This window comes from Cellulomonas endometrii (assembly GCF_949769265.1).
GTDB lineage: Bacteria > Actinomycetota > Actinomycetes > Actinomycetales > Cellulomonadaceae > Cellulomonas > Cellulomonas endometrii.
In genome coordinates this window covers 16,182-34,678 of the sequence record NZ_CATKPC010000011.1, presented here as the reverse complement: position 1 = coordinate 34,678, position 18,497 = coordinate 16,182, and the positions used below count along the sequence as shown (strand labels likewise).

The following is an 18,497-nucleotide window of genomic DNA, read 5'->3' as shown; positions in this document are numbered from 1 at the left end:
GTTAGGGAAGCGTGGCTCACTATGCCACCGCCGCAGGCTGCTTGGAGAGGCCTTTCGCCTTCGGACTCGCCCGGACCTGCGGGCCTAGCCGTTGAGGAGCGGGTGAAATTTCGCATGCGGCATCGACCGAAGGGCCTTCGACCCTTGTTGGTGCTCCGCCTCCGGCTCGATGATCAGCGCATGTCGGACACGCGCAAGGGGATCATCATCGCGGCGGCACTTCTCGCGTCGCTCGCGGGCTGTTCTCAGCAGGAACCCCCCGGGGAGGAAGTGGTGAGCGAACCTCAGCCCCCTGCCGAGGTGGCCACAGAGACGGCCGAGCCTGAAGCAACCGTTGAATCAGTGACGCCTGTACTCGAACACGCCTGGACTGATGCAGACGGCTACCAGTACTCCGTGAAGCTGCTCGAAGCCTCCGGATCGGCGACCAAGGACGTGGCGAACGCCAAACCAGGCGAGGCACTCGTGTCATGGAAGTACACGTTCTCTGGCGAGTTGACGAACGCCACTCCCGACCGCAACGCACCCTTCGCCAGGGTCGTCGTGGAGCCGGTGTGGCCCGCGGACAGCCCCGTATGCACCGCCCCGATCGGCTATCTGTGGGAGGAGGCGTTCAACTCGAACACGTCGCAGTGGTGCACGGTGTCGGGGATGCCGCAGTCGCTGGTCGGGGACACGCCCGCAAGCGACGGAATCCCCATGGGCACCACCTCGACGGTGCGCGCAAGTGGCGCCCTGTACCGCCCGGTCGCTGTTCCGGAAGCCGACGCGGACGCGATCGTCGGCGCTCTTCAAACTCCTACGATGTTTGCCATCGGGCGTCAGCTGGCAGGCGATGGAGACACGTTGCTGACCGACTGCCTCATGGAGTCAGGGTCGTTCTACCTCGCAGTCGCAACCGGAGACACCGGGTGCGGAACCCGATGAACGGCGAAGCCCCAGTGCGGCGCCAGCCCCAGGGCCGGCGGTGAGGTAGCGCAGGCCAATCTGTGGAGGGCCAGGCGTCTAGTGCTACTCTGGGACTGTCACCGCCGCGAGGGTGTGGCATGCCCAGAACGAGGCCCGACGCACACGGTGAGACACCGAGAGCGCCGGGCCTTCGTCGTAGCCTCGACACGGTCCAGGCGATCGTCGTGGAGCCACCAATCGGCGTCGGCAGGCGTACGGGGCGGCCACAACTTGGAAGACATCTTCATAGGCGATGCACCCCGGGGCCGCCGTGCGGGGCTCCATCCACTGCACGCCGTATCGATCGAGCACGTCGGGGTGCTCTCGCGATCTCTAGCGGCTCACTGGACGACCACTTGAACCAGGAACGCGCCCTGGACGTCGAAGCAGCCGGGCGAGACGGCCGCGGGCCGATGTGCGCAGCTGTCGGTCGCGTATTCCCTCCTAGACATCGCCGGAGCGACCTCGCGCAGGAGCGATTGACTGGCCTACGTGTAGAGGATCTCCAGAAGACGGGCGGTTCCGTCATCCTCAATCTTATACCTATAGATGGCGTGCGAGTCTTGTTCAGGCAGTGTTGGGTTATTTAGGAATGTTTCGTGCAGGTCAAACTCGATCAAGCGGATTTCATCGGAAGTGAACTCGTTCTGCACAACGCTGTCAACCGTGAACTGGTATCCGATCATCGGCATTCCGTCCGACACTCGCGCGATGGCGCTCTCGATGAACTGCATATTCCGCGCGACCATGTCATCGTAGATGGCCGTGGCGTACGAATCGCCTCGCCACTCGTCGGGCAATAGCGCTGCGGCGTAGTATTCAGCGTTCTGCCGAGCGAGTTCAGACTTGAAGTCCTCTATCCCACCGTTAAAATAGTTGCGCCACGCATCGTAGGTCGTTTGTGCAGTAGCGTCGGTGGCGCCTGCGGTGAACCAGTCAGAACGAAGTTGAAGAGTGGCCAGCACGAGTTGCTCTGGCGGCAGATCGTTCGATAGGCGCAGAGCCTCAGAGGGAACGGCCGGGACCGTGAACGCTGCCGTCGGGCTGGCCGACGGCACGGAGGTCGTCGCGGCGACGTTCGGCTCGGGAGCTGGAGGCCGCTGTTCAGACCCCGAACACGCCGACAAGCCGATGAACGCCGCACTCAGAGCGAGCGGCGCAATGACTCGGCGCCCGAGTCGGTCATTGAGTGCCACGAACATCCCCCTTGGGTCCGGCGCAGTGGTGGGCGACCCGGATCGCCATCCTCCAGGTCGAGTCCAAGTTAGCGGCCCCGGCCTCCGGGGAGGATGGTCAGGGGCCGCAACCAGGGGTGAAAGTGACTCACAGTGGGTCAGGAGCTGACCGAACCCGCCCGGACCGGGTGCGGGCGGACAAGGCGTACTCCGCGCGCGCCCACCGCGCCCCTGCTGCGCTCGCGCGGGATGGGCGCTGTCATCCCCGAACCCTCGGACCAAGTCAGCAACCCGCAAGCGCCGTGGTGCGGTCGGCGGCCGGCCACCGGCCTTCGACCCGGTCGACTACCGAGGCCCGCAACGTCATCGAACGCGCCTTCGCCCACCTCAAGCAATGGCGAGGGCTCGCGACCCGCTACGACAAGCACGCCGTGACCTACCGCGGAGCCACCGTCCTACGCGCGAATCATCCTCTGCTTGAAGCGGTTAGGAGACGCGCCCTAGTCCTCGTCGGTCTTGCGTTCCATGTACGCCCAGAACTGGTCCACCGTCACGAGATGCCACCCATCAGCGGCCATCTCGCCGAGCTTCCCGGACGTCTCGCGGACGAACTTCTCTGGCCGGCCGAGCTGCCCGGACACGGGCACGGGCACCACGGTGTACTCGAGTCCCATGACTGTGCGCCGGATCAGCCCGGGATGTTCCGCGGGTCGTTGCCCGGGTCGACAGTGTCCTTCGCGCGGACCTTGCCGTCGCGCCCGTGGATGCTGACCTCGCCGCCCCCGGCGTTGTGAACGATCTCCTTCGCCCGCGCGATCGCCTCCGCCTGCGTGTCGGCGTGAGCCGAGCGCCGCTCGCCGGCGCCGGTCACGTCCCACCCGCCCTCGGAGTTGGGCACGACGTTCCTGTTCGTGGCCATGGCCTGACCCTTCGATCTGGCGCGGCGCCGGATGCGCCATCGCACCGCGACCAGCGTGCCAGACCGCGCACCCGAGCGGGGCGGAACGACGCTCGCGTTCCTCGAGCACGGCAAGAGCCGGGACACCGGAGCGAGGGCAGACGATGGCGAGCAACGCACGCTCCGACACCCGAGCGATGAAGGCGGCGCGATCAGCGTTCTTTCTCGAGGGGAAGCGCCTCGACGCCGATCCGGCCACGCGTCACCTCGCGAACTGCTGGCTCTGCAAGCAGCGCATCGCCTACGACGTCGAGCCCAACACCACGCCCGACTCCCACAACCTCGACCACTACCACCCCGTGTCGACCCACCCCGAGCTGCAGCACGACACGAGCAACTGGCGACACAGCCACATGCTCTGCAACCAGAACCGCGGGAACCGAGCACCCTCAACCGGGCTCGGAGAAGCGATCGAAGCGTGGTGGTGACCATGAGCGGGTGCGAGACGTGCGACCAGATCGGCCCCGACGAGACGCGCACGATCAGCGACCTCCGCGACGTGCACCGCGCCATGCACAACGTCGGGCGCATCCTCATGGCCGACGTGCTCGAGCCTGCGCTTCGGTGGCTCCTCGGCCGACTCTGAGCCCGAGACCGCCAGAAAATCCAGCCCGGACCATCGGGGGGGCCGACCGCCAGGGGGAGCCGTCCTCTCTCCCCGGGGTTGCCGACCGGGGGGTCGCGCGCGAGGAGGGTCATGACGAAGATGCACACGCCGCTGCTCGACGCCCTTGAGGAGGCGGTTGCGGACGCGAAGCACCTGACCGTGCGTGACGCGGCGGCGATCGAGGCGGCCCGTGCGCTCGCTCGGAAGATCGACGCGTGGGACGTGATCGTGGAGTGGGCGATCGACGACGCGAACCAGAACGAGGGGCGCCCTCAGGTGCCGACCAACGACAACGTGTCGCTTCCGTCGTTCCTCAAGTACCTCGACGCGCTGCAGCTTGTGCCGCCGGCGGCGGAGAAGGCGAAGCCGGGGCCTGCGTCGACAGCCTCGTCGTCGCAGCAGGCGTTGACCGAGATGCGCAAGGGCCTGGCGCTGGTTCCGGAGGTGGGGTGATCGGCGCGTGTCGGTCATCACGCACGGGTTCACGACGCCGCGGATCTTCACGAGGCCGCTGGCGGAGGGTGAGCCTGGGCCGTGCGGGTGTGGCTGTGCGCTGAGCCCTGCGACGTCGCGTGGGTTCGAGGCGATCGCGTTCGCGGCTGTGCTCGGGGTGGAGCTGATCCCGTGGGAGCGGTGGCTCCTGATCCACATGCTCGAGCTGAACGCGGACGGCACGCTGCGGTTCCGCAAGGCGCTGGTGATCGTCGCCCGGCAGAACGGCAAGACGCTGGTGGCTGCGATCCTGGCGGCGTTCTTCCTGTACATCGACTCGGTGCGGTGGCCGCTGCAGGTGAACCCCCGGGACTTCGTGATCGTGGGTGCGGCGCAGAAGCTCGACATCGCGATGAAGCCGTGGTCGCAGGTTCGCCAGTGGGGCGGGCCGGATGACCCGAAGATCGGGATCGCCTACGACCGGGTGCCGCTGCTGCAGGCGGCGACGCGGATGCCGCGGATGGTCAACGGTGAGACCGAGCTCGTCACGCACGAGGGCGCGGTGTACCGGCCGCGGACGTTCGACGGGGCCCGCGGGTACTCCTCGGCGCGGCTGATCCTCGACGAGCTGCGGCAGCAGTACGACTACGAGGGCTGGTCGGCGATCGAGAAGTCGGCGACGGCGATGTTCGACTCGCTGCTGCTGGCGTTCTCGAACGCGGGCACGTACCGGTCGGTGGTCCTCAAGGACGTCCGGCAGATCGCGCACGAGTCGGTCGAGAAGCCGGGTGCGCAGTGGTTCGTGGCGGAGTGGTCGGCGAAGCCGGACGCGTCGCTCGACGATCGGGAGGCGTTCGCGCAGGCGAACCCGTCCGCTGGGTACCTGCCGGGCATGACGCTCGACGGGCTGATGCAGACGGCGGCGGAGGCGAAGAACAAGAGCGTCGAGCGCATCGAGGTTCTGTGTCAGTGGGTGACGCAGAACGTCGAGCCGTACATCGAGCCGACTGACTGGAAGGCCCGGCAGGTCTCGCCGGCCGATCTGCGCATCCCGAAGGGTGCACGCACGGTCTGGTCGGTGGACACCTCCGCGGACCGGTCGACGACGTGGGTCGCGGCTGCGGTGAAGACCGAGGACGGACGCTCGTTCGTCATCGTGCGCACGAAGCGCGCGGGCATCGTGTGGGCGGTCGAGTACCTGCGCGAACTGGCTGAGGAGTCGGGGCAGCGTGAGGTCGCGGTCCAGGCGCAGGGCTGCCCGTCGGTCGAGCTGATCCCGCTGCTCGAGGCGCTCGTCGGCGACGACGGGAAGCCGCTGCTGACGGTGCACCAGATGGACCGGCCGACGTGCGCGATCGCGACGGGCCAGATGCACGACCACGTAGTGCGCGACCGGACGCTGGTCCTGACCGAGCAGCCCGACGTCGACCTCGCGATCGAGGGCGGTCTGGCGACGAAGTACGCCGAGAACCGCCTCTGGTCGCGCGAGGCGTCCAAGCCCGTGGATGTCGCCGGGGTGTGCGCGATGACCTGGGCGCTGTACGCCCTCGAGAACCTCAAGCCCGAGCCGAAGAAGCCCGCTCCTCCGACGCCGCGCGCTGCGGTGCTTGACGGCGAGTCGACTGGTCCATCCGAGGAGAGCCTCCTCACCGCATCGTTCTAGGGGGGTCCGCATGGCCGAGATCGGCTACCAGAGCGGGGCCCTTCCGGGGTGGACTGCCCTGGCGGACGACACGGGCGAGACGAACCCGGCGCTGGTCTGGCCGAAGTCGGTCGAGGTGTTCGACAAGATGCGTCGCGAGGACGCCCAGGTGGGGTCGGTGCTGCGGGCGGTGACGTTCCCGATCCGCCGGACGACGTGGATGATCGACCCGGCTGGCGCCCGCGACGAGGTCGTGGACCTGGTGGCCGACTCGTTCGGACTGCCCGTGAAGGGCCGCGACCACTCGGCGCCGACGCGCACCCGGGACCGGTTCGACTTCGACGAGCACCTGCGCCTCGCGCTGCTCGAGCTCGTGTTCGGGCACAGCGTGTTCGAGCAGGTGTACCGGGTCGACGACGACGGCAGGGTCCGGCTGCGGAAGCTCGCGTGGCGTCCGCCGAGGACGATCGCGAAGTGGGACGTCGCCGCAGATGGTGGCCTGGTCGCGGTCGAGCAGTGGGGTACGACCGGTCGGATGCCGCGCATCCCGGTCGACCGCCTTGTGGTGTACGTGAACGAGCGCGAGGGCGCGAACTGGGTAGGGACGTCGCTGCTGCGCACGGCCTACAAGAACTGGCTGCTCAAGGACCGGACGCTGCGCGCGCAGGCCGTCGGGGTCGAGCGCAACAGCCTGGGCATCCCCGTCTACAAGGGCGCCCCGGTGCCCGAGAACCTGTCCGAGGCGGAGGCGTTGGCCTGGGTCGAGACGCAGAAGAAGGACGGCCTGACCCTGGCGAAGGCGACCCGGGCGGGGCAGGACGCGGGAGCGTCGATCCCCGCCGAGGCCGAGTTCACGCTCATGGGCGTGACCGGCAACCGGGCGGACACCGACAAGCCGATCCGGTACCACGACGAGCAGATCGCGCGCGCGGTCCTGGCGCACTTCCTGAACCTCGGGTCCGAGACGGGGTCGTGGGCGCTCGGGTCGACGTTCGCGGAGTTCTTCGTGGGGTCACTGAACGCGGTGGCGCTGCACATCGCGAACACCTGCCAGGCGCACGTCGTCGAGGACTTGGTGGACGTGAACTTCGGACCGACCGAGCCGGCGCCGCGGCTGGTCCCGGCGACGATCGGCGAGGAGCAGCCGATCACTGCCGAGGCCGTCAAGGCGCTCGTGGACTGCGGCGCGATCCGCACCGACCGCGCGACCGAGGAGTACCTGAGGCAGCGCTTCAAGCTGCCCCCGAAGGACGACGCCGTGGCGCGTGCCGCCGCAGGAACCGAGGAGGCAGCATGACCGACGCCAAGCGGGCGAATCGCTTCTGGGGCAGCAAGCCGCTGCCGAAGACGAAGGCGGAGTTCTTCGACGCGATCACGACCCCGGCCCCCGTCGGCGAGGGCACGGTCGCGACGATCCGCATGTACGGGCCGATCGACTCGTACGGCGGGTACTGGGGGATCTCGACCAAGGACGTCGGTCAGGTGCTCGACGCTCTGCCGGAGTCGGTGACGCAGGTGCTCCTCCGGATCAACTCTCCCGGCGGTGAGGTCACCGAGGCGGTGGCGATCCTGAACATGCTGCGAGCACACAAGGCGGGGGTGACCGCTGTCGTCGACGGCATGGCGGCATCGGCCGCCTCGGTCATCGCGGCCGGGTGCGACGAGACCGTGATGTCGCCCGGGACGCAGATGATGATCCACTCGCCGTCCACGATCGTCTGGGGCAACGCGGTCGAGATGCGCAAGGCCGCTGACACCCTCGACAGCTTCGAGGCGGCGATCACCGAGATCTACCAGGCGAAGGCCGGCGACGCCGACTGGGCGGCGCTGCTCGCTGGGGAGACGTGGCTCACCGCGGCCGAGGCTGTTGAGCTGGGCCTGGCCGATCGCGTGGCCGTCGTGCCCGACGCGGGCGAGGCCGAGACCGTCGGCGAGGACCCGGAGATCGTCGTGGTCCCGCTAGACGACGACGTCGACGACTCCGCCTTCCTCACCCAGATCGCGGCGTACAGCCGCACCCCCATGCCCCCGGTCTCGTCCGAGCCGGGCAACACCAACCGGAAGGAGTCCGTCGTGAGCGACGACTTCAAGGCAACGCTCCGGGAGCGGCTCGGCGTGACCGACGCCACGGCGTCGGAGGAGACGCTGATCGCGGCTCTCGACGAGGCGCTCTCCGAGCAGACCGAGCCCAAGGCGGCCACGGTCGCCACCCTCCCCGACAGCGCACTCGTCCTCGACAAGGCCGTGCACGAGCAGCTCGTCGCGGACGCCGCCGCGGGCCGCAAGGCCGCGGAGACGCTCGACGCGCAGCGGCGTGACGGCATCGTCACGTCGGCGCTCAAGGACGGCCGGATCGCCCCGGCGTCCCGCGACGCGTGGCGCGCCCAGCTCGACAAGGACGAGGACGGCACGAAGGCGCTGCTCGAGTCCATGCCGAAGAACACCGTCCCGGTCGCCGAGATCGGCGAGTCCGGCCCGGAGGCCACCTCCGACGACGCGCTGTACGGCTCGATCTACGGAACCCCGAAGGGAGCCTGACCATGGCCGACCACCTGCCCCTGTTCAAGCCCGGCCAGGCCGTCTCGTTCACCGCGACGACCGCGATCACCGGCGGCCGCGCCGTCGAGGTCACCGGCAACCGCCAGGTCGGCACCGCCGGCGCCGCCTCCACGAAGGCGATCGGCACCGCCGGTCACGACGCCGCCATTGGCGACCAGGTCATCGTGCACCTGGCCAGCGCGGTGGACACCGTCGTCGCGGCCGCTGCCATCGCGGCGGGCGTCAACGTCGAGGCCGCCGCCGCCGGCAAGGCCCAGACGGCCACCACAGGCCGCGTGCTCGGCCTCTCGCTGAACGCCGCGACCGCGGCGGACCAGCTCGTCCAGATCGTCCGAGCCTGAGGAAGGGACTCTCATGCTGAACTACCCGATCCCCGCCTCGACGCTCACCAACGTGAGCGTCGCTCAGGCGCTGGCCTTCCTGGCCTCCCCGACGCTGATCGCGCGGCGCTTCGCCGAGATCCTCGCCGACCACAACTTCCTCGCGCACTACCTGCTCCGGGGCAAGTACACGATGGTCGGTGGCGCGGTCGCGTACACCCCGGACGAGGCGATCTCCTCCGGCTCCCAGGCCGAGACCGTCGCCCCGGGCGGCGAGTACCCGCTCACCGCGCTCCCGCAGGACGTCGCGGTCCTCGTCGCGGCCCTCAAGAAGGGCCTCGGCACCGAGATCGCGGACGAGCAGGTCGGTCGCACGCGGATGGACCCGATCGAGCGCGCCATCCAGATGCTCGCCTACGACCTGATCTCGCAGTTCGACGCCGCCTCGATCTCGGCGATCGTCTCGGCTGTGACCGGGACGACCGCCGGCGGTGCGTGGACCAGCGCGGCCACGATCGTGGCGAACGTCGAGGCCGCCAAGGCCGCGATCAAGGGCAAGCAGAAGGGCTACCGCGCCACGAGCGTCGTCCTGACGGACACGCAGTGGGCCGCGGCCGCACCGGTGCTGCTCCCGCTCCTGCCGCGCGAGGCCGGGAACCCGATCCTCGCGGGCTCGTTCCCGAACATCCTCGGGGTCGACTGGGTCAGCTCGCCCGACCTGCCCGCCGGCTGGGTCCCGCTCGTCGTGGACGCCGACCGGCTCGGTGGCATCGGCCACGAGGACATCCCCTCGCCCGAGTACATCTCGCTCGGCTCGATCGCCGCCAACAACGGCTCGAACGTGGAGGTCGCTCGCTTCCGCGAGAAGAACGACGCCACCCGGATCCAGGTCCGCAAGCCCGACGTGCCGATCGTGGTGAACCCCGGGGCCGCCGTCAAGATCACCGGCACGGGCCTGTGATGGCCGGCCACGTCGTGACGAGCCCCGCGGTGCAGGTCATCGCGGGGGGTCGGGCGTTCTTCCTCGAGCGGGGTGCGGTCTTGCCCGGGGGTGTCGCGGAGGACGTCCTCGAGCACCTGCTCGCGAACGGCCTCATCGAGACCGTCGCCGAGTCCGAGCCGGGCGACACCGGCGAGAACGGTGACGGTGACGGCGACGAGGCCAATGGCGACAGCGACGAGTCCCCTAAGCGACCCCGCGGCAACGCGGGTCTCGCGAAGTGGGTCGAGTACGCGCAGGCCCTGGGCCGTGAGGTCCCCGAGGACGCCGACGTCGACGCCGTGAAGGCGCTCGTCGACGCACCTGCCAGCGAGTGACGAGAGGGGGCGGTGGAGATGATCGGACCGACCGACCTTCCCGGCCTGGACGAGGACGTGGCGCGGCGTCTGATCGCCGCGGCGCGCTCCATCGCCCCCTGTCTCGACTCCCTGACCGGCGAGCTCCGGAAGGACGCGATCGCGATCCTCAAGGGTGTCGCGACCGAGCTCCCGCCCGCCGGCACGGGGCGGATGCGGTCGCAGTCCCGCAACGGCACCAGCGTCACGTGGGCCGACTTCTCGTCCGCGTTCACCACGGACGACCGCTCCTCTCTGCGGGCGCTGTGCAGCACAGTCGCGGCGGCAGGCGCGCCCATCGGGCACTTCCCCGTCTCGACGGTCGCGTGCCGCATCTGGCCGCCGGAGGAGTACCCGTGACATGGGGCGCGTTCTTCTACCCCCACGCCGTCAGTGTTCGGAATCGGACCGGCGGGGGTGGCATGGGCTCGACCTACGGGCCGCCCCGCACGCTCGCTGCCGAGGTCATCGACGAGCAGACGCTCGTGCGGGACGCCGACGGCCGCGAGGTCGTCTCGTCCACCCGGGTCACCCTCGCCCTGCCGGAGCACGTCCCGCTGGGCTCCCTGGTCACGGTGTGGCCGGGGCAGCCCTACCAGCGTGAGGCCCGGGTGCTCAGCGCGGCCGTGAACCCGCACGACCCGCCGCTCGACGCGCACCTGCTGCTGAGGCTGGAGTAGCGACTAGCGGCCCAGATCGGCGTTTCGCGCCTTGCGCACGGATGCCCACCCCGCCAAGCCGATGCCGGCTGCGATGGCTATCCACCCTGCCGGCGCCATGACCGACGCCAGGCCGCCCGTGTTGGCGGCGTCGGCGCCGATGAGGAGGGCCACCCCGAGCGGTAGCGCGATCCACGCGCCAAGTACGAGCCGCGCGGTAGGTCGCCGTGTCTTCTCGGTCATGTCGCGACCGTACCGCTCTGAGTGTCGGAGGTCACCGTGGTCAAGCAGAACAACGCGAAGCTGACCGAGCTCGAGAAGGCCGCCCGCGAGGCACTGCGCGACACCGCGAAGGACGTCCTCAAGGTCGCGAAGCGGAAGGCGCCGAAGGAGTTCGGCACGCTGCAGCGATCCGGCCGGGTGCTCGTCGACGACGTGACCGTGCGCGTGGTTTTCCGTGACCCGATCGCTTGGCTCCAACACGAGCGCCTGGACTACGAGCACGACGTCGGCGAGGCGAAGTACCTCGAGCGCGCTGTGGACGAGGTGGGCGTCGAGGCAGACATCGTCTCCGGCGTCATCGCGAGGCTCCGATGATGGACGACGCGGCGCTGACGCTCGCGCTGTGCGAGATGCTCGGTGAAGTCCCGGGGTGGCACTGGTCGACGACGACCGGGACGCCCGCCGGGATGGTCGGCGTCTTCTACGGCGACCTCCCCGAGACCCCGGACCGGGCGATCGGCGTGCGGGTGTACGGCGGCGATGACCCGCGGGTCTACGAGCCGGTGCGGGATGCGCAGCTGCGGATTCGCGGCGCGCGCAACGACCTGGACGACGCCGACCGGATCGCCGGCTTCGCCTTCGCCCTGCTCCAGGGCCGGTGCCGCGTCAGGGGCATCTCCTGGGTCCAGCGCAGCACGTTCGGCCCCCTGGGTGCGGACACGAACGGCCGCGAGGAGCGGTCGGAGAACTACCGCGTCTTCCTGGACAACCCGGAGGTGGGGACATGAAGTCGACCGCTGACCGCTACCGCGAGGCCGGGATGCCCGCGCCGAAGGGTGAGGTCTACATCCCGAACTCGCGCGCCGTGCGGGCCCGATCCGAGGAGCTCCTCCGCGAGACCGCGAGACGCACGGGCGCCCCGATCGAGGTCCCTCCAACGACCCCACCCACCGGCGCTCTGCTCGCCGAGACGTGGTCCATCGCCGGCGAACCCGGCCCCCTGCCGGAACTCCCGGCGACCGCCTACGGCCCCGACTCGGTGCCGCTGGACACACCTGACGCCAACAACACCGAGGAGCAGTCATGAGCGTCGTTCCCCTTCCCGCCGGCACCACGCTCGGCAAGTCGTTCGAGTACGGGCTGGACATCAACCTCGGCACCGCGGGGGCGCCGTCGTACCAGCCGATCCGGCGGATCAGCGCGTGGGCGCCGACCTACCCGGCGACCACGCAGGACCAGGCGACGTACGACGACCTGGGTGCGACGAACGAGGCGGTCACGGCCCGGTCGTTCGCGACGAGCTTCACCGTCCAGGGCAACCGGTCGCTGAGCTCGGGCCTGTACCTCCCGGAGGTCGAGGCGCTCCTGGCCGCGGCGAAGGCCACGCTCGACGGAGCCGTGGTCGACATCCGCTGGTACCACAAGCCCGAGGTCGGTACCCCGAACCCCACCGACGCCGGGCAGGCCTTCTGCCGGGTCGAGATGACGCGGCAGAACACCGGCAACTCCGAGATCGAGGTGTTCAACGTGACCCTCACCGGCCAGGGGCCGTTCGCGTCGATCGCCAACCCGTTCGCCGGGTGGGACGTCACCGAGCCCGTCCTGGCGTCGATCACCCCCGAGGGCGAGGGCGCCGGTGACCTGGTGACGCTCACCGGGACCGGGTTCCTCGGCGCGACGGCCGTCGAGTTCGGCGCGACCCCGGCCACCGACTTCGTGGTGGCGAACGGCGCGACGATCATCGCGTCGCTGCCGACGGGGTCCGCGGGCTCGGTGAACGTCACGGTCACCACCCCCGGCGGCGAGTCGAACGCCGTCGCGTACACGCGCACGGTCTGAGCCGATGCCCGCTGTCGACTTCGAGGAGTGGGCTGCGGTCGACGGGCTCACCCTGACGCTCGGGGGGCGCACCTACACGGTGCCTCCCCCGAGCGTCCGGGCGATGCGCCAGGTACTCGCCGCCGCGGTGCGCGCCGAGGTCAACCTCGGCCTGGTCAAGGGCGAGGTCCCGCCCGAGGTGCAGACCGTGCTCGACGACATCGGGAGCGACGAGCATCCTGCCCTCGGCCCCGTGTACGACCAGCTCGCCGCCGCCGGCACACCGCAGGTCGTCGTGGACCGGATGGCCTACTACGCGGTCTTCTACTGGGCGCGCGGCAAGGCCTACGCGGACGCACTCGCCAAGCTGCTGTGGGCGCCGGCCGCCACCGAGGGGGCCGGTGAGCCGGACGCCCCAAAAGGCTGATCACCGCCGAGGACTGGGCGCCCTACGGCATCGGTGAGCCTGACGGAGACGGCTGGTACCAGGACTACCGCCCCGTCCCCGAGTCGATGCGGCCCGCACAGGTCGCGGCCGAGGCCAAGGCCCCGGCGGTCGACGGCTCGCTGCTGGCGATCGTCACCAACTGGCGGGTCGTCGTGGCTGACCTTGCCCAGCACTTCGGCGTCGACCTGTACGACCCGGCCGTGCTCGACCGCCCCTGGCCCGGGGTCCGGACCATGCTCTTCGCCCTCCTCGACATGCCCGAATCCCGGCTCCGACGGGTCCTCACCATCCAGAAGGGGTGATCGCGTGTCGGGCACCTTCCTCTGCACCACGTGCGGGCGCGAGACGCCTGAGGTGGAGCGGGAGGGCGCCCGATGCCGAGCGTGTCATCGAGCCGCGCGCAGGGAGGCCACGCGCCGGCACCGAGCGCGGAACCCGGAGCGCGCGGCCCGGATTCAGCGAGAGGCCTACCAGGCGAACCGCGAGAGCATCCTCGAGCGGCAGAAGGCGCGGAGGGCGACTCTCAAGCCGGAGCTGGCCGAGTACGCCAAGTCCTACTACGAGGCGAATAGACAGCACCTGCTCGAGCAGGAGCGAGCTCGCCGCGAGGCGGATCCTGAGCCGTTCAGGGACCGCAGGCGCCGCTATCGCCAGGCGAACCAGGAGAAGGTCAACGAGGCTTCCGCCCGGTACCGCGCTCGCCGCCGCGGTGCCCGCTCGGTTGAGGTCGGAGTCAGCTGGCATGCGGTCGCCGCTCGCGACGGCATGAGTTGCTCCTACTGCGACGTGCTCTGCGACGCGAGCGACGGACGCTACGTCTTGGCCCGCGACGGCGCGAGGCGATGGGTGTGCGGGCCCACCTACCCCACTCTCGACCACGTGATCCCGGTCTCCCTGGGCGGCCTTCACCGCATGGACAACGCCGTGCTCGCGTGCCTGACCTGCAACAAGAGGAAGGGTGCCCGTGTGGCCCCGCTCCAGGAGGTGAGTGTCACGTGAGCAACCAGGTCGTGACCTCCCTGGAGGTCCTCTTCACGGCGAACACCAAGCCGGTTGACGACGCGGCGAAGAAGGTCGAGGACCGCGCCAAGAGGATCGAGAAGAAGCCGGTCAAGCAGACGGTCGACGGCGACGCCTCTGGCGCCGTGGCGGCGATGGACCGTGTCGAGGCTGAGGCGAAGAAGATCGTCTCGGCGAAGACGATGGCGACGGTCGACGCGAACATCGAGCGCGCTGAGACCGGTCTCGGGAAGGTGCAGGAGCGTCTCGACTACCTGCGGTCCGTCGAGTCCACGATGGAGGTCACGGCCGACATCAAGCGCGCCGAGTCCGCGCTCCAGCAGATCACCCGCCGTCGCGACGCTCTTGTCGCGGCGAAGGAGACGATGGAGGTCGACGCCGACACCTCCGCCGCAGAGGCGGCCCTTAAGACCCTGCCCGCGACGGCAGGGGCCGAGGGTGATGAGGCGGGACGCCGTGCAGGCAAGGGCCTTGCCGACAACCTCGACGGGGCGACCCGCGGCGCTGGCGAGCTCGTCGGCAAGGCCGTCGGTGGCGAGATCAGCGACACGCTCGAGTCCGCGCTGACGGCCATCCCGGTGGCGGGCGGGATCATCCTGGCCGCCACCGCGATCGGGAAGGTCGTGGTCGGCGGCATCAACGACGGCCTCCAGGTCGAGGTGCGGCAGGACCGCCTGCAGGCGCTCACGGGGATCGACGAGGTGTCCGCGGCCCGGATCGCCCGCGCGTCCGGCGAGGCCTACGCGAACGTGTTCGGGGACTCAATCGAGGCCAACATGGACACCGCGCGGATCGCGCTGCAGCAGGGGCTTCTCGACCCGGATGCGACGTCCCGGGACGCGCAGAAGGTCGTGTCGTCGCTCGCCGGGATCTCGGACGTGCTCGAGGAGGACGTCCGCCCGGTGTCGGTGGCCGTCACCCAACTGCTGCGCACCGGCCTGGCGAAGTCCGCCGACGAGGCCTTCGACCTCCTCGCCACCGGTGCTCGCGAGGGCGTCAACGCCAGCGAGGACCTGCTCGACACGTTCACCGAGTACCCCGCGCTGTTCGCGCGTCTCGGTCTGTCCGGGCCCGAGGCGCTCGGACTGATCAACCAGGGCCTCGAGGCCGGTGCACGCAACAGCGACCTCGCTGCGGATGCGCTCAAGGAGTTCCAGATCCGAGCGACTGACGGCAGCGATGCGTCCGCTGCCGCGTTCCGCACGCTCGGCCTGGATGCCGCGGACATGACCGCGAAGATCGCCGCCGGGGGATCTGGCGCGCGCGAGGGCCTCGACCAGGTCCTCGCCGGGCTGCGCGAGATGGAGGACCCGGTCGCGCGCAACGCGGCCGCCGTCGGGCTGTTCGGCACCCAGGCTGAGGACCTCGGCGCCGCGCTGTTCGCGATGGACCTCACGACCGCGGTTGACCAGCTCAACGGGGTCACAGGCGCCGCTCAGGCGATGTTCGACACCCTGTCCGACAACGACGCCACGAAGCTCGAGCAGGCTCAGCGGAACATCGACGTCGCCGCCGAGGGCATCAAGGGCGCGCTCGCGGCCGCCTTCGGTGAGCCGCTCGGCGAGCTCGCAGACTTCGTGACCGAGAACCGCGCCGGCGTGCTGGAGTTCATGCTCGGGATGGCGAACGGCGCGATCGAGTTCGGCATCGCGTTCGTCGAGGGGGTCGCGGTCTCCACTGAGGCGGTGGGGAGCTTCGTCTCCGGCCCGCTGGCCGAGCTGGTCGATGGCCTGGCCGCGGTGCTGAACGGGATCGACAACATCCCGGGCATCGACGTCGGCGATGCCGAGCAGTCCATGCGTGACGCCGCCGAGTCGATGCGGGGCTTCGACGAGACCACCGGCACGGCAGCCGACACCATCCGCGAGAAGCTGATCGAGCAGGGGCTCAAGCCCGCGCAGGACCGGCTGAACACGTTCGGCGACGGATTCCTCGCCGACGCCCGCGTGCACGACGCGGCGGTGGCTCTCGCGGGCGACCTCGACGGTGTCGGGTACGCCGCCGACGGGGCGAAGCTGAACCTCGCCGGGGTGGACCTGGCGAACCTCACCGCGTCCGAGTCGGGCCGCGTTCTCGACGAGCAGCTGCGCGCCGTGGTGACCGGCATGGACGCGCAGACGTCCGCGGGCGTGCGCGCGGGCGAAGGGCAGGCGGTGCTGTCCCAGCGGTACGAGGAGGGTCGCCTGGCCCTGATCAACCAGTTGCAGCAGATGGGCCTCACCCAGGGTCAGGCCGAGGCTCTCGCCGCGGCCTACGGCGCCGTGCCGGGGAAGGTCGACACGACGTTCAACGCCTACACCGAGGCCGCGCAGACGCAGGTGGACAACTTCATCGCCCGGAACCAGGGCAAGGTCATCCGACTCACGGCCGAGGTCTCCGCATCCGGCAACCCGGTGTACGTCACCGCAACGGGCGCGAAGTTCGAGGCCCAGGGCGACGTGCTCGAGTTCTACCGGTCCGGCGGGCTGCGGCAGAAACTCACGCCGATGGCCGCGGTCGCGCAGATGGTCCCGGCGAACACGTGGCGGGTCGTAGGTGACCGCCCCCGCGGGGACGAGGCGTACATCCCGATTGAGCACTCCGCTCGGTCGCTGGCGTTGCTGGACGAGACAGCGGCTCGCCTTGGTCGGGTCGTGGTGCCGGTCGGTACGCAACTGAACGCGGCTGGGTCGATCAGCCCTTCGGCAGCGCCGCTCGCCGTGCCGGCGGGCCTGACCCGCGCCGACCTCGACTACCTGGCCGACCGCATCGGGCAGACCGTTCTGGCCGGGGCGCGCGACGTGTCCGCGCTCACTCTCTCTGCCGCCGAGCGCGACGCGGACGGTCGGCGCTCTACCAGGAGGGTGATCCACTGATGGGTCTGTCCGTGAAGGTGCTGCCCGACGGGGGTGCGCCGCAGGTCGGTGTGACCGTGACGGGTCTGCCGTCGGGGTCGTCGTCGGTGGTGACGGTCGAGCGGTCGACCGATGGTGTGTCGTGGGAGCTGGTGCGTGGCGCGGTCCGTGAGTCGGTGACGGGTGCGGCGTTCTTCCGGGACTTCGTGCCGCCGCTGAACGTGGAGGCGACGTACCGGGTCGTCACGGACGCCGCGCTGGCGCCGGCGGCGGTGTACGCGTGGTCGGGGGCGGCGAACGCGTCGGCGTCCACGGAGACCCGCGCTGGGGTCGTCACCCGGACGAACCTGATCACGAACCCGAATCCGGTGTCGGTGTCGGGCTGGGTCGTCACGCGCTGCACGGTCGCGATCGCCGACGGGCGCCTCCGCATGACCGTGACCGATGCGAGCGGAGCGGCTCAGGCCTACCCGGTGCGTCCGGGGACGGGCGCCGACGCGCGATACGCCGCAACGGCGGGGACCCAGATGGCCGCCCGTATCCGGGTGCGGAACCCGATGACGAAGCCGATCCGTGCCCGCATCTACTTCGGCGCGTACACGTGGAGCGGTACGGCCTGGGCCTCCGCCGCCGGCGGCAACGGGCCGGATTCCGGCTACGTGACCTTCCATCCGGGCGAGGAGCGGGTGATCGAGGCCGTCGGGCGGCTTCCCGACACCAGCACCGCAACCCACGTCCTCCCGCTCGTGCAGACCTACGGGGAGGCGACCGTTGGCCTGGTCGTGGGCGACACCGTCGACCTCGACCAGGCGGCGCTGTTCATCGGCCCGACCGCCCCGACGGCCTCGCCGGTCTCGTACTTCGACGGCGCCACGCCGCCGGTGCCGGCTTCCACGACCGCGGCGATCACAGTGCCGTCGGCCAGTGCGTGGTTGCAGGACCCGCTGAACCCGCGCACGGCGATCGCGGTGGCCTGGCACCACGGTGGCGACGCCATCCATCTACTGTCGCAGTCGGCGGCCAACATCGCCCGCAAGATGCCCGCGGACGTGGTCCAGGTGCAGGGCGCCCGGGTCCCAGTCGCGTCGCTGGGCGTCCGACAGGCGCCGTCCGGGGTGCTCCTGCACCTGCAGGCGCTCGCGGCCGAGCAGGGAGCGTTCGCGAAGTCTCTGCGGCAGCTGTTCGACGAGGCCGGCACGGTCGTGATGCGCGGGCTGCCCGCCGAGCTCCCGCTCGACCCGGTCGCGCACGTCATCGCCCCGGACCTGAACGACTCCGCCGTGGTCCAGGGCGTACTCGGGCACAACGAGTGGCAGTTCGAGGTGACGCAGGTCCGTGCCCCGTCGCCGCGGATCGCGGTGCCGTGGTGGACCTACGACCAGGTCCGTGCCTTGTGGTCGACGTACTCCTACGACGCGGTCAAGGCCGCCCGACCGGGCGCGAGCTACCTGGACTGGCTCAGGGATCCCACCCCGTCGGCCGCTGGCCGTGCTGCGAAGGAGCCCTGATGGTCGATCATC

General features: G+C 70.1%; 25 protein-coding genes and 1 pseudogene. 22 read left to right on the top strand and 4 right to left on the bottom strand.

All coding sequences use genetic code 11. The features are described from left to right. Window positions 1-180: 180 nt before the first annotated feature. Window positions 181-927, top strand: coding sequence for a hypothetical protein (locus tag QNH85_RS12750; protein WP_282946979.1), 747 nt, complete (start codon window positions 181-183; stop codon window positions 925-927). 509 nt (window positions 928-1,436) lie between these two features. Here the strand turns inward: QNH85_RS12750 and QNH85_RS12745 are convergent. Continuing rightward, entirely contained in the window at window positions 1,437-2,144 is a 708-nt protein-coding gene (locus QNH85_RS12745; RefSeq protein ID WP_282946978.1) for a hypothetical protein, read from the bottom strand. A gap of 137 nt (window positions 2,145-2,281) precedes the next feature. Between QNH85_RS12745 and QNH85_RS12740 the strand changes: the two are divergent. Then, window positions 2,282-2,587 (top strand): annotated as a pseudogene (locus QNH85_RS12740) (transposase); the annotation flags it as partial. A gap of 36 nt (window positions 2,588-2,623) precedes the next feature. On the opposite strand, the gene QNH85_RS12735 reads toward QNH85_RS12740, so the two are convergent. Next, window positions 2,624-2,797 carry a hypothetical protein gene (locus QNH85_RS12735; RefSeq protein ID WP_282947105.1) on the bottom strand — a complete coding sequence of 58 codons (174 nt, stop codon included), beginning with the start codon at window positions 2,795-2,797 and terminating at the stop codon, window positions 2,624-2,626. A gap of 14 nt (window positions 2,798-2,811) precedes the next feature. Beyond that, on the bottom strand, window positions 2,812-3,042 hold the full coding sequence (locus tag QNH85_RS12730; RefSeq protein ID WP_282946976.1) for a DUF2188 domain-containing protein: 231 nt from the start codon (window positions 3,040-3,042) through the stop codon (window positions 2,812-2,814). Window positions 3,043-3,185: 143 nt separating this feature from the next. On the opposite strand from QNH85_RS12730, the gene QNH85_RS12725 reads away from it, so the two are divergent. The 11 genes from QNH85_RS12725 to QNH85_RS12675 all read left to right on the top strand — a co-directional run bounded on the left by QNH85_RS12725 (window position 3,186) and on the right by QNH85_RS12675 (window position 10,656). Next, on the top strand, window positions 3,186-3,509 hold the full coding sequence (locus tag QNH85_RS12725) for a hypothetical protein (protein WP_282946974.1): 324 nt from the start codon (window positions 3,186-3,188) through the stop codon (window positions 3,507-3,509). A gap of 2 nt (window positions 3,510-3,511) precedes the next feature. Next, complete coding sequence (locus tag QNH85_RS12720) at window positions 3,512-3,667, top strand: hypothetical protein (RefSeq protein ID WP_282946973.1); 156 nt, start codon at window positions 3,512-3,514, stop codon at window positions 3,665-3,667. A 111-nt stretch (window positions 3,668-3,778) separates the two neighbouring features. Further along, the gene (locus tag QNH85_RS12715) at window positions 3,779-4,141 is read left to right on the top strand and encodes a terminase small subunit (protein ID WP_282946972.1); all 363 of its coding nucleotides are present in this window, start codon (window positions 3,779-3,781) and stop codon (window positions 4,139-4,141) included. Window positions 4,142-4,289: 148 nt separating this feature from the next. Then, complete coding sequence (locus tag QNH85_RS12710; RefSeq protein ID WP_282946970.1) at window positions 4,290-5,783, top strand: terminase large subunit; 1,494 nt, start codon at window positions 4,290-4,292, stop codon at window positions 5,781-5,783. 10 nt (window positions 5,784-5,793) lie between these two features. Continuing rightward, complete coding sequence (locus QNH85_RS12705; protein WP_282946968.1) at window positions 5,794-7,059, top strand: phage portal protein family protein; 1,266 nt, start codon at window positions 5,794-5,796, stop codon at window positions 7,057-7,059. Further along, window positions 7,056-8,300 (top strand): head maturation protease, ClpP-related, encoded by a 1,245-nt coding sequence (locus tag QNH85_RS12700; RefSeq protein ID WP_282946967.1) that lies wholly within the window; start codon window positions 7,056-7,058, stop codon window positions 8,298-8,300. Before QNH85_RS12705 ends, QNH85_RS12700 begins: the two co-directional genes overlap by 4 nt. 2 nt (window positions 8,301-8,302) lie before the next feature. After that, entirely contained in the window at window positions 8,303-8,662 is a 360-nt protein-coding gene (locus tag QNH85_RS12695) for a capsid cement protein (protein WP_282946966.1), read from the top strand. Between the two features lie 13 nt (window positions 8,663-8,675). Next, window positions 8,676-9,602: a phage major capsid protein gene (locus QNH85_RS12690; protein WP_282946965.1), complete on the top strand. Its 927-nt coding sequence runs from the start codon at window positions 8,676-8,678 to the stop codon at window positions 9,600-9,602. Next, on the top strand, window positions 9,602-9,958 hold the full coding sequence (locus QNH85_RS12685; protein WP_282946963.1) for a hypothetical protein: 357 nt from the start codon (window positions 9,602-9,604) through the stop codon (window positions 9,956-9,958). The genes QNH85_RS12690 and QNH85_RS12685 overlap by 1 nt, the downstream gene beginning before the upstream one ends. Window positions 9,959-9,976: 18 nt before the next feature. Beyond that, window positions 9,977-10,336, top strand: a complete 360-nt coding sequence (locus tag QNH85_RS12680; protein ID WP_282946961.1) for a hypothetical protein — start codon at window positions 9,977-9,979, stop codon at window positions 10,334-10,336. A 62-nt stretch (window positions 10,337-10,398) separates the two neighbouring features. Then, a complete protein-coding gene (locus QNH85_RS12675; RefSeq protein WP_282946960.1) occupies window positions 10,399-10,656 on the top strand; it encodes a hypothetical protein in 258 nt (85 codons plus the stop codon). Between the two features lie 3 nt (window positions 10,657-10,659). Here QNH85_RS12675 and QNH85_RS12670 read toward each other — a convergent pair whose 3' ends face one another. Further along, window positions 10,660-10,878, bottom strand: a complete 219-nt coding sequence (locus QNH85_RS12670; protein WP_282946959.1) for a hypothetical protein — start codon at window positions 10,876-10,878, stop codon at window positions 10,660-10,662. Window positions 10,879-10,914: 36 nt separating this feature from the next. Between QNH85_RS12670 and QNH85_RS12665 the strand changes: the two genes are divergently transcribed. From QNH85_RS12665 to QNH85_RS12625, 9 genes are all read left to right on the top strand, one after another. Further along, window positions 10,915-11,232: an HK97 gp10 family phage protein gene (locus QNH85_RS12665; RefSeq protein WP_282946958.1), complete on the top strand. Its 318-nt coding sequence runs from the start codon at window positions 10,915-10,917 to the stop codon at window positions 11,230-11,232. Next, the gene (locus tag QNH85_RS12660) at window positions 11,232-11,645 is read left to right on the top strand and encodes a minor capsid protein (RefSeq protein ID WP_282946956.1); all 414 of its coding nucleotides are present in this window, start codon (window positions 11,232-11,234) and stop codon (window positions 11,643-11,645) included. Before QNH85_RS12665 ends, QNH85_RS12660 begins: the two co-directional genes overlap by 1 nt. Further along, the gene (locus QNH85_RS12655) at window positions 11,642-11,944 is read left to right on the top strand and encodes a hypothetical protein (RefSeq protein WP_282946954.1); all 303 of its coding nucleotides are present in this window, start codon (window positions 11,642-11,644) and stop codon (window positions 11,942-11,944) included. The genes QNH85_RS12660 and QNH85_RS12655 overlap by 4 nt, the downstream gene beginning before the upstream one ends. After that, window positions 11,941-12,696, top strand: a complete 756-nt coding sequence (locus QNH85_RS12650) for a phage tail tube protein (protein ID WP_282946952.1) — start codon at window positions 11,941-11,943, stop codon at window positions 12,694-12,696. The genes QNH85_RS12655 and QNH85_RS12650 overlap by 4 nt, the downstream gene beginning before the upstream one ends. Before the next feature lie 4 nt (window positions 12,697-12,700). Beyond that, window positions 12,701-13,102, top strand: a complete 402-nt coding sequence (locus QNH85_RS12645) for a DUF7426 family protein (protein ID WP_282946951.1) — start codon at window positions 12,701-12,703, stop codon at window positions 13,100-13,102. An 86-nt stretch (window positions 13,103-13,188) separates the two neighbouring features. Beyond that, window positions 13,189-13,425: a hypothetical protein gene (locus QNH85_RS12640; RefSeq protein ID WP_282946950.1), complete on the top strand. Its 237-nt coding sequence runs from the start codon at window positions 13,189-13,191 to the stop codon at window positions 13,423-13,425. A 4-nt stretch (window positions 13,426-13,429) separates the two neighbouring features. Then, window positions 13,430-14,122, top strand: a complete 693-nt coding sequence (locus QNH85_RS12635; RefSeq protein WP_282946948.1) for an HNH endonuclease — start codon at window positions 13,430-13,432, stop codon at window positions 14,120-14,122. Continuing rightward, on the top strand, window positions 14,119-16,998 hold the full coding sequence (locus QNH85_RS12630) for a phage tail tape measure protein (RefSeq protein ID WP_282946947.1): 2,880 nt from the start codon (window positions 14,119-14,121) through the stop codon (window positions 16,996-16,998). The genes QNH85_RS12635 and QNH85_RS12630 overlap by 4 nt, the downstream gene beginning before the upstream one ends. Further along, window positions 16,998-18,485 carry a hypothetical protein gene (locus QNH85_RS12625; RefSeq protein WP_282946945.1) on the top strand — a complete coding sequence of 496 codons (1,488 nt, stop codon included), beginning with the start codon at window positions 16,998-17,000 and terminating at the stop codon, window positions 18,483-18,485. Before QNH85_RS12630 ends, QNH85_RS12625 begins: the two co-directional genes overlap by 1 nt. Window positions 18,486-18,497: the final 12 nt, after the last annotated feature.

Bases quoted from the DNA above. Each gene is read 5' to 3' on its own strand.
- QNH85_RS12640 (WP_282946950.1), top strand. From the start codon at position 13,189: ATGCGGCCCGCACAGGTCGCGGCCGAGGCCAAGGCCCCGGCGGTCGAC.
- QNH85_RS12725 (WP_282946974.1), top strand. From the start codon at position 3,186: ATGGCGAGCAACGCACGCTCCGACACCCGAGCGATGAAGGCGGCGCGA.
- QNH85_RS12730 (WP_282946976.1), bottom strand. From the start codon at position 3,042: ATGGCCACGAACAGGAACGTCGTGCCCAACTCCGAGGGCGGGTGGGAC.
- QNH85_RS12690 (WP_282946965.1), top strand. From the start codon at position 8,676: ATGCTGAACTACCCGATCCCCGCCTCGACGCTCACCAACGTGAGCGTC.
- QNH85_RS12750 (WP_282946979.1), top strand. From the start codon at position 181: ATGTCGGACACGCGCAAGGGGATCATCATCGCGGCGGCACTTCTCGCG.
- QNH85_RS12695 (WP_282946966.1), top strand. From the start codon at position 8,303: ATGGCCGACCACCTGCCCCTGTTCAAGCCCGGCCAGGCCGTCTCGTTC.
- QNH85_RS12720 (WP_282946973.1), top strand. From the start codon at position 3,512: ATGAGCGGGTGCGAGACGTGCGACCAGATCGGCCCCGACGAGACGCGC.
- QNH85_RS12625 (WP_282946945.1), top strand. From the start codon at position 16,998: ATGGGTCTGTCCGTGAAGGTGCTGCCCGACGGGGGTGCGCCGCAGGTC.
- QNH85_RS12715 (WP_282946972.1), top strand. From the start codon at position 3,779: ATGACGAAGATGCACACGCCGCTGCTCGACGCCCTTGAGGAGGCGGTT.
- QNH85_RS12650 (WP_282946952.1), top strand. From the start codon at position 11,941: ATGAGCGTCGTTCCCCTTCCCGCCGGCACCACGCTCGGCAAGTCGTTC.
- QNH85_RS12685 (WP_282946963.1), top strand. From the start codon at position 9,602: ATGGCCGGCCACGTCGTGACGAGCCCCGCGGTGCAGGTCATCGCGGGG.
- QNH85_RS12680 (WP_282946961.1), top strand. From the start codon at position 9,977: ATGATCGGACCGACCGACCTTCCCGGCCTGGACGAGGACGTGGCGCGG.
- QNH85_RS12705 (WP_282946968.1), top strand. From the start codon at position 5,794: ATGGCCGAGATCGGCTACCAGAGCGGGGCCCTTCCGGGGTGGACTGCC.
- QNH85_RS12735 (WP_282947105.1), bottom strand. From the start codon at position 2,797: ATGGGACTCGAGTACACCGTGGTGCCCGTGCCCGTGTCCGGGCAGCTC.
- QNH85_RS12670 (WP_282946959.1), bottom strand. From the start codon at position 10,878: ATGACCGAGAAGACACGGCGACCTACCGCGCGGCTCGTACTTGGCGCG.
- QNH85_RS12655 (WP_282946954.1), top strand. From the start codon at position 11,642: ATGAAGTCGACCGCTGACCGCTACCGCGAGGCCGGGATGCCCGCGCCG.
- QNH85_RS12660 (WP_282946956.1), top strand. From the start codon at position 11,232: ATGGACGACGCGGCGCTGACGCTCGCGCTGTGCGAGATGCTCGGTGAA.
- QNH85_RS12700 (WP_282946967.1), top strand. From the start codon at position 7,056: ATGACCGACGCCAAGCGGGCGAATCGCTTCTGGGGCAGCAAGCCGCTG.
- QNH85_RS12675 (WP_282946960.1), top strand. From the start codon at position 10,399: ATGGGCTCGACCTACGGGCCGCCCCGCACGCTCGCTGCCGAGGTCATC.
- QNH85_RS12645 (WP_282946951.1), top strand. From the start codon at position 12,701: ATGCCCGCTGTCGACTTCGAGGAGTGGGCTGCGGTCGACGGGCTCACC.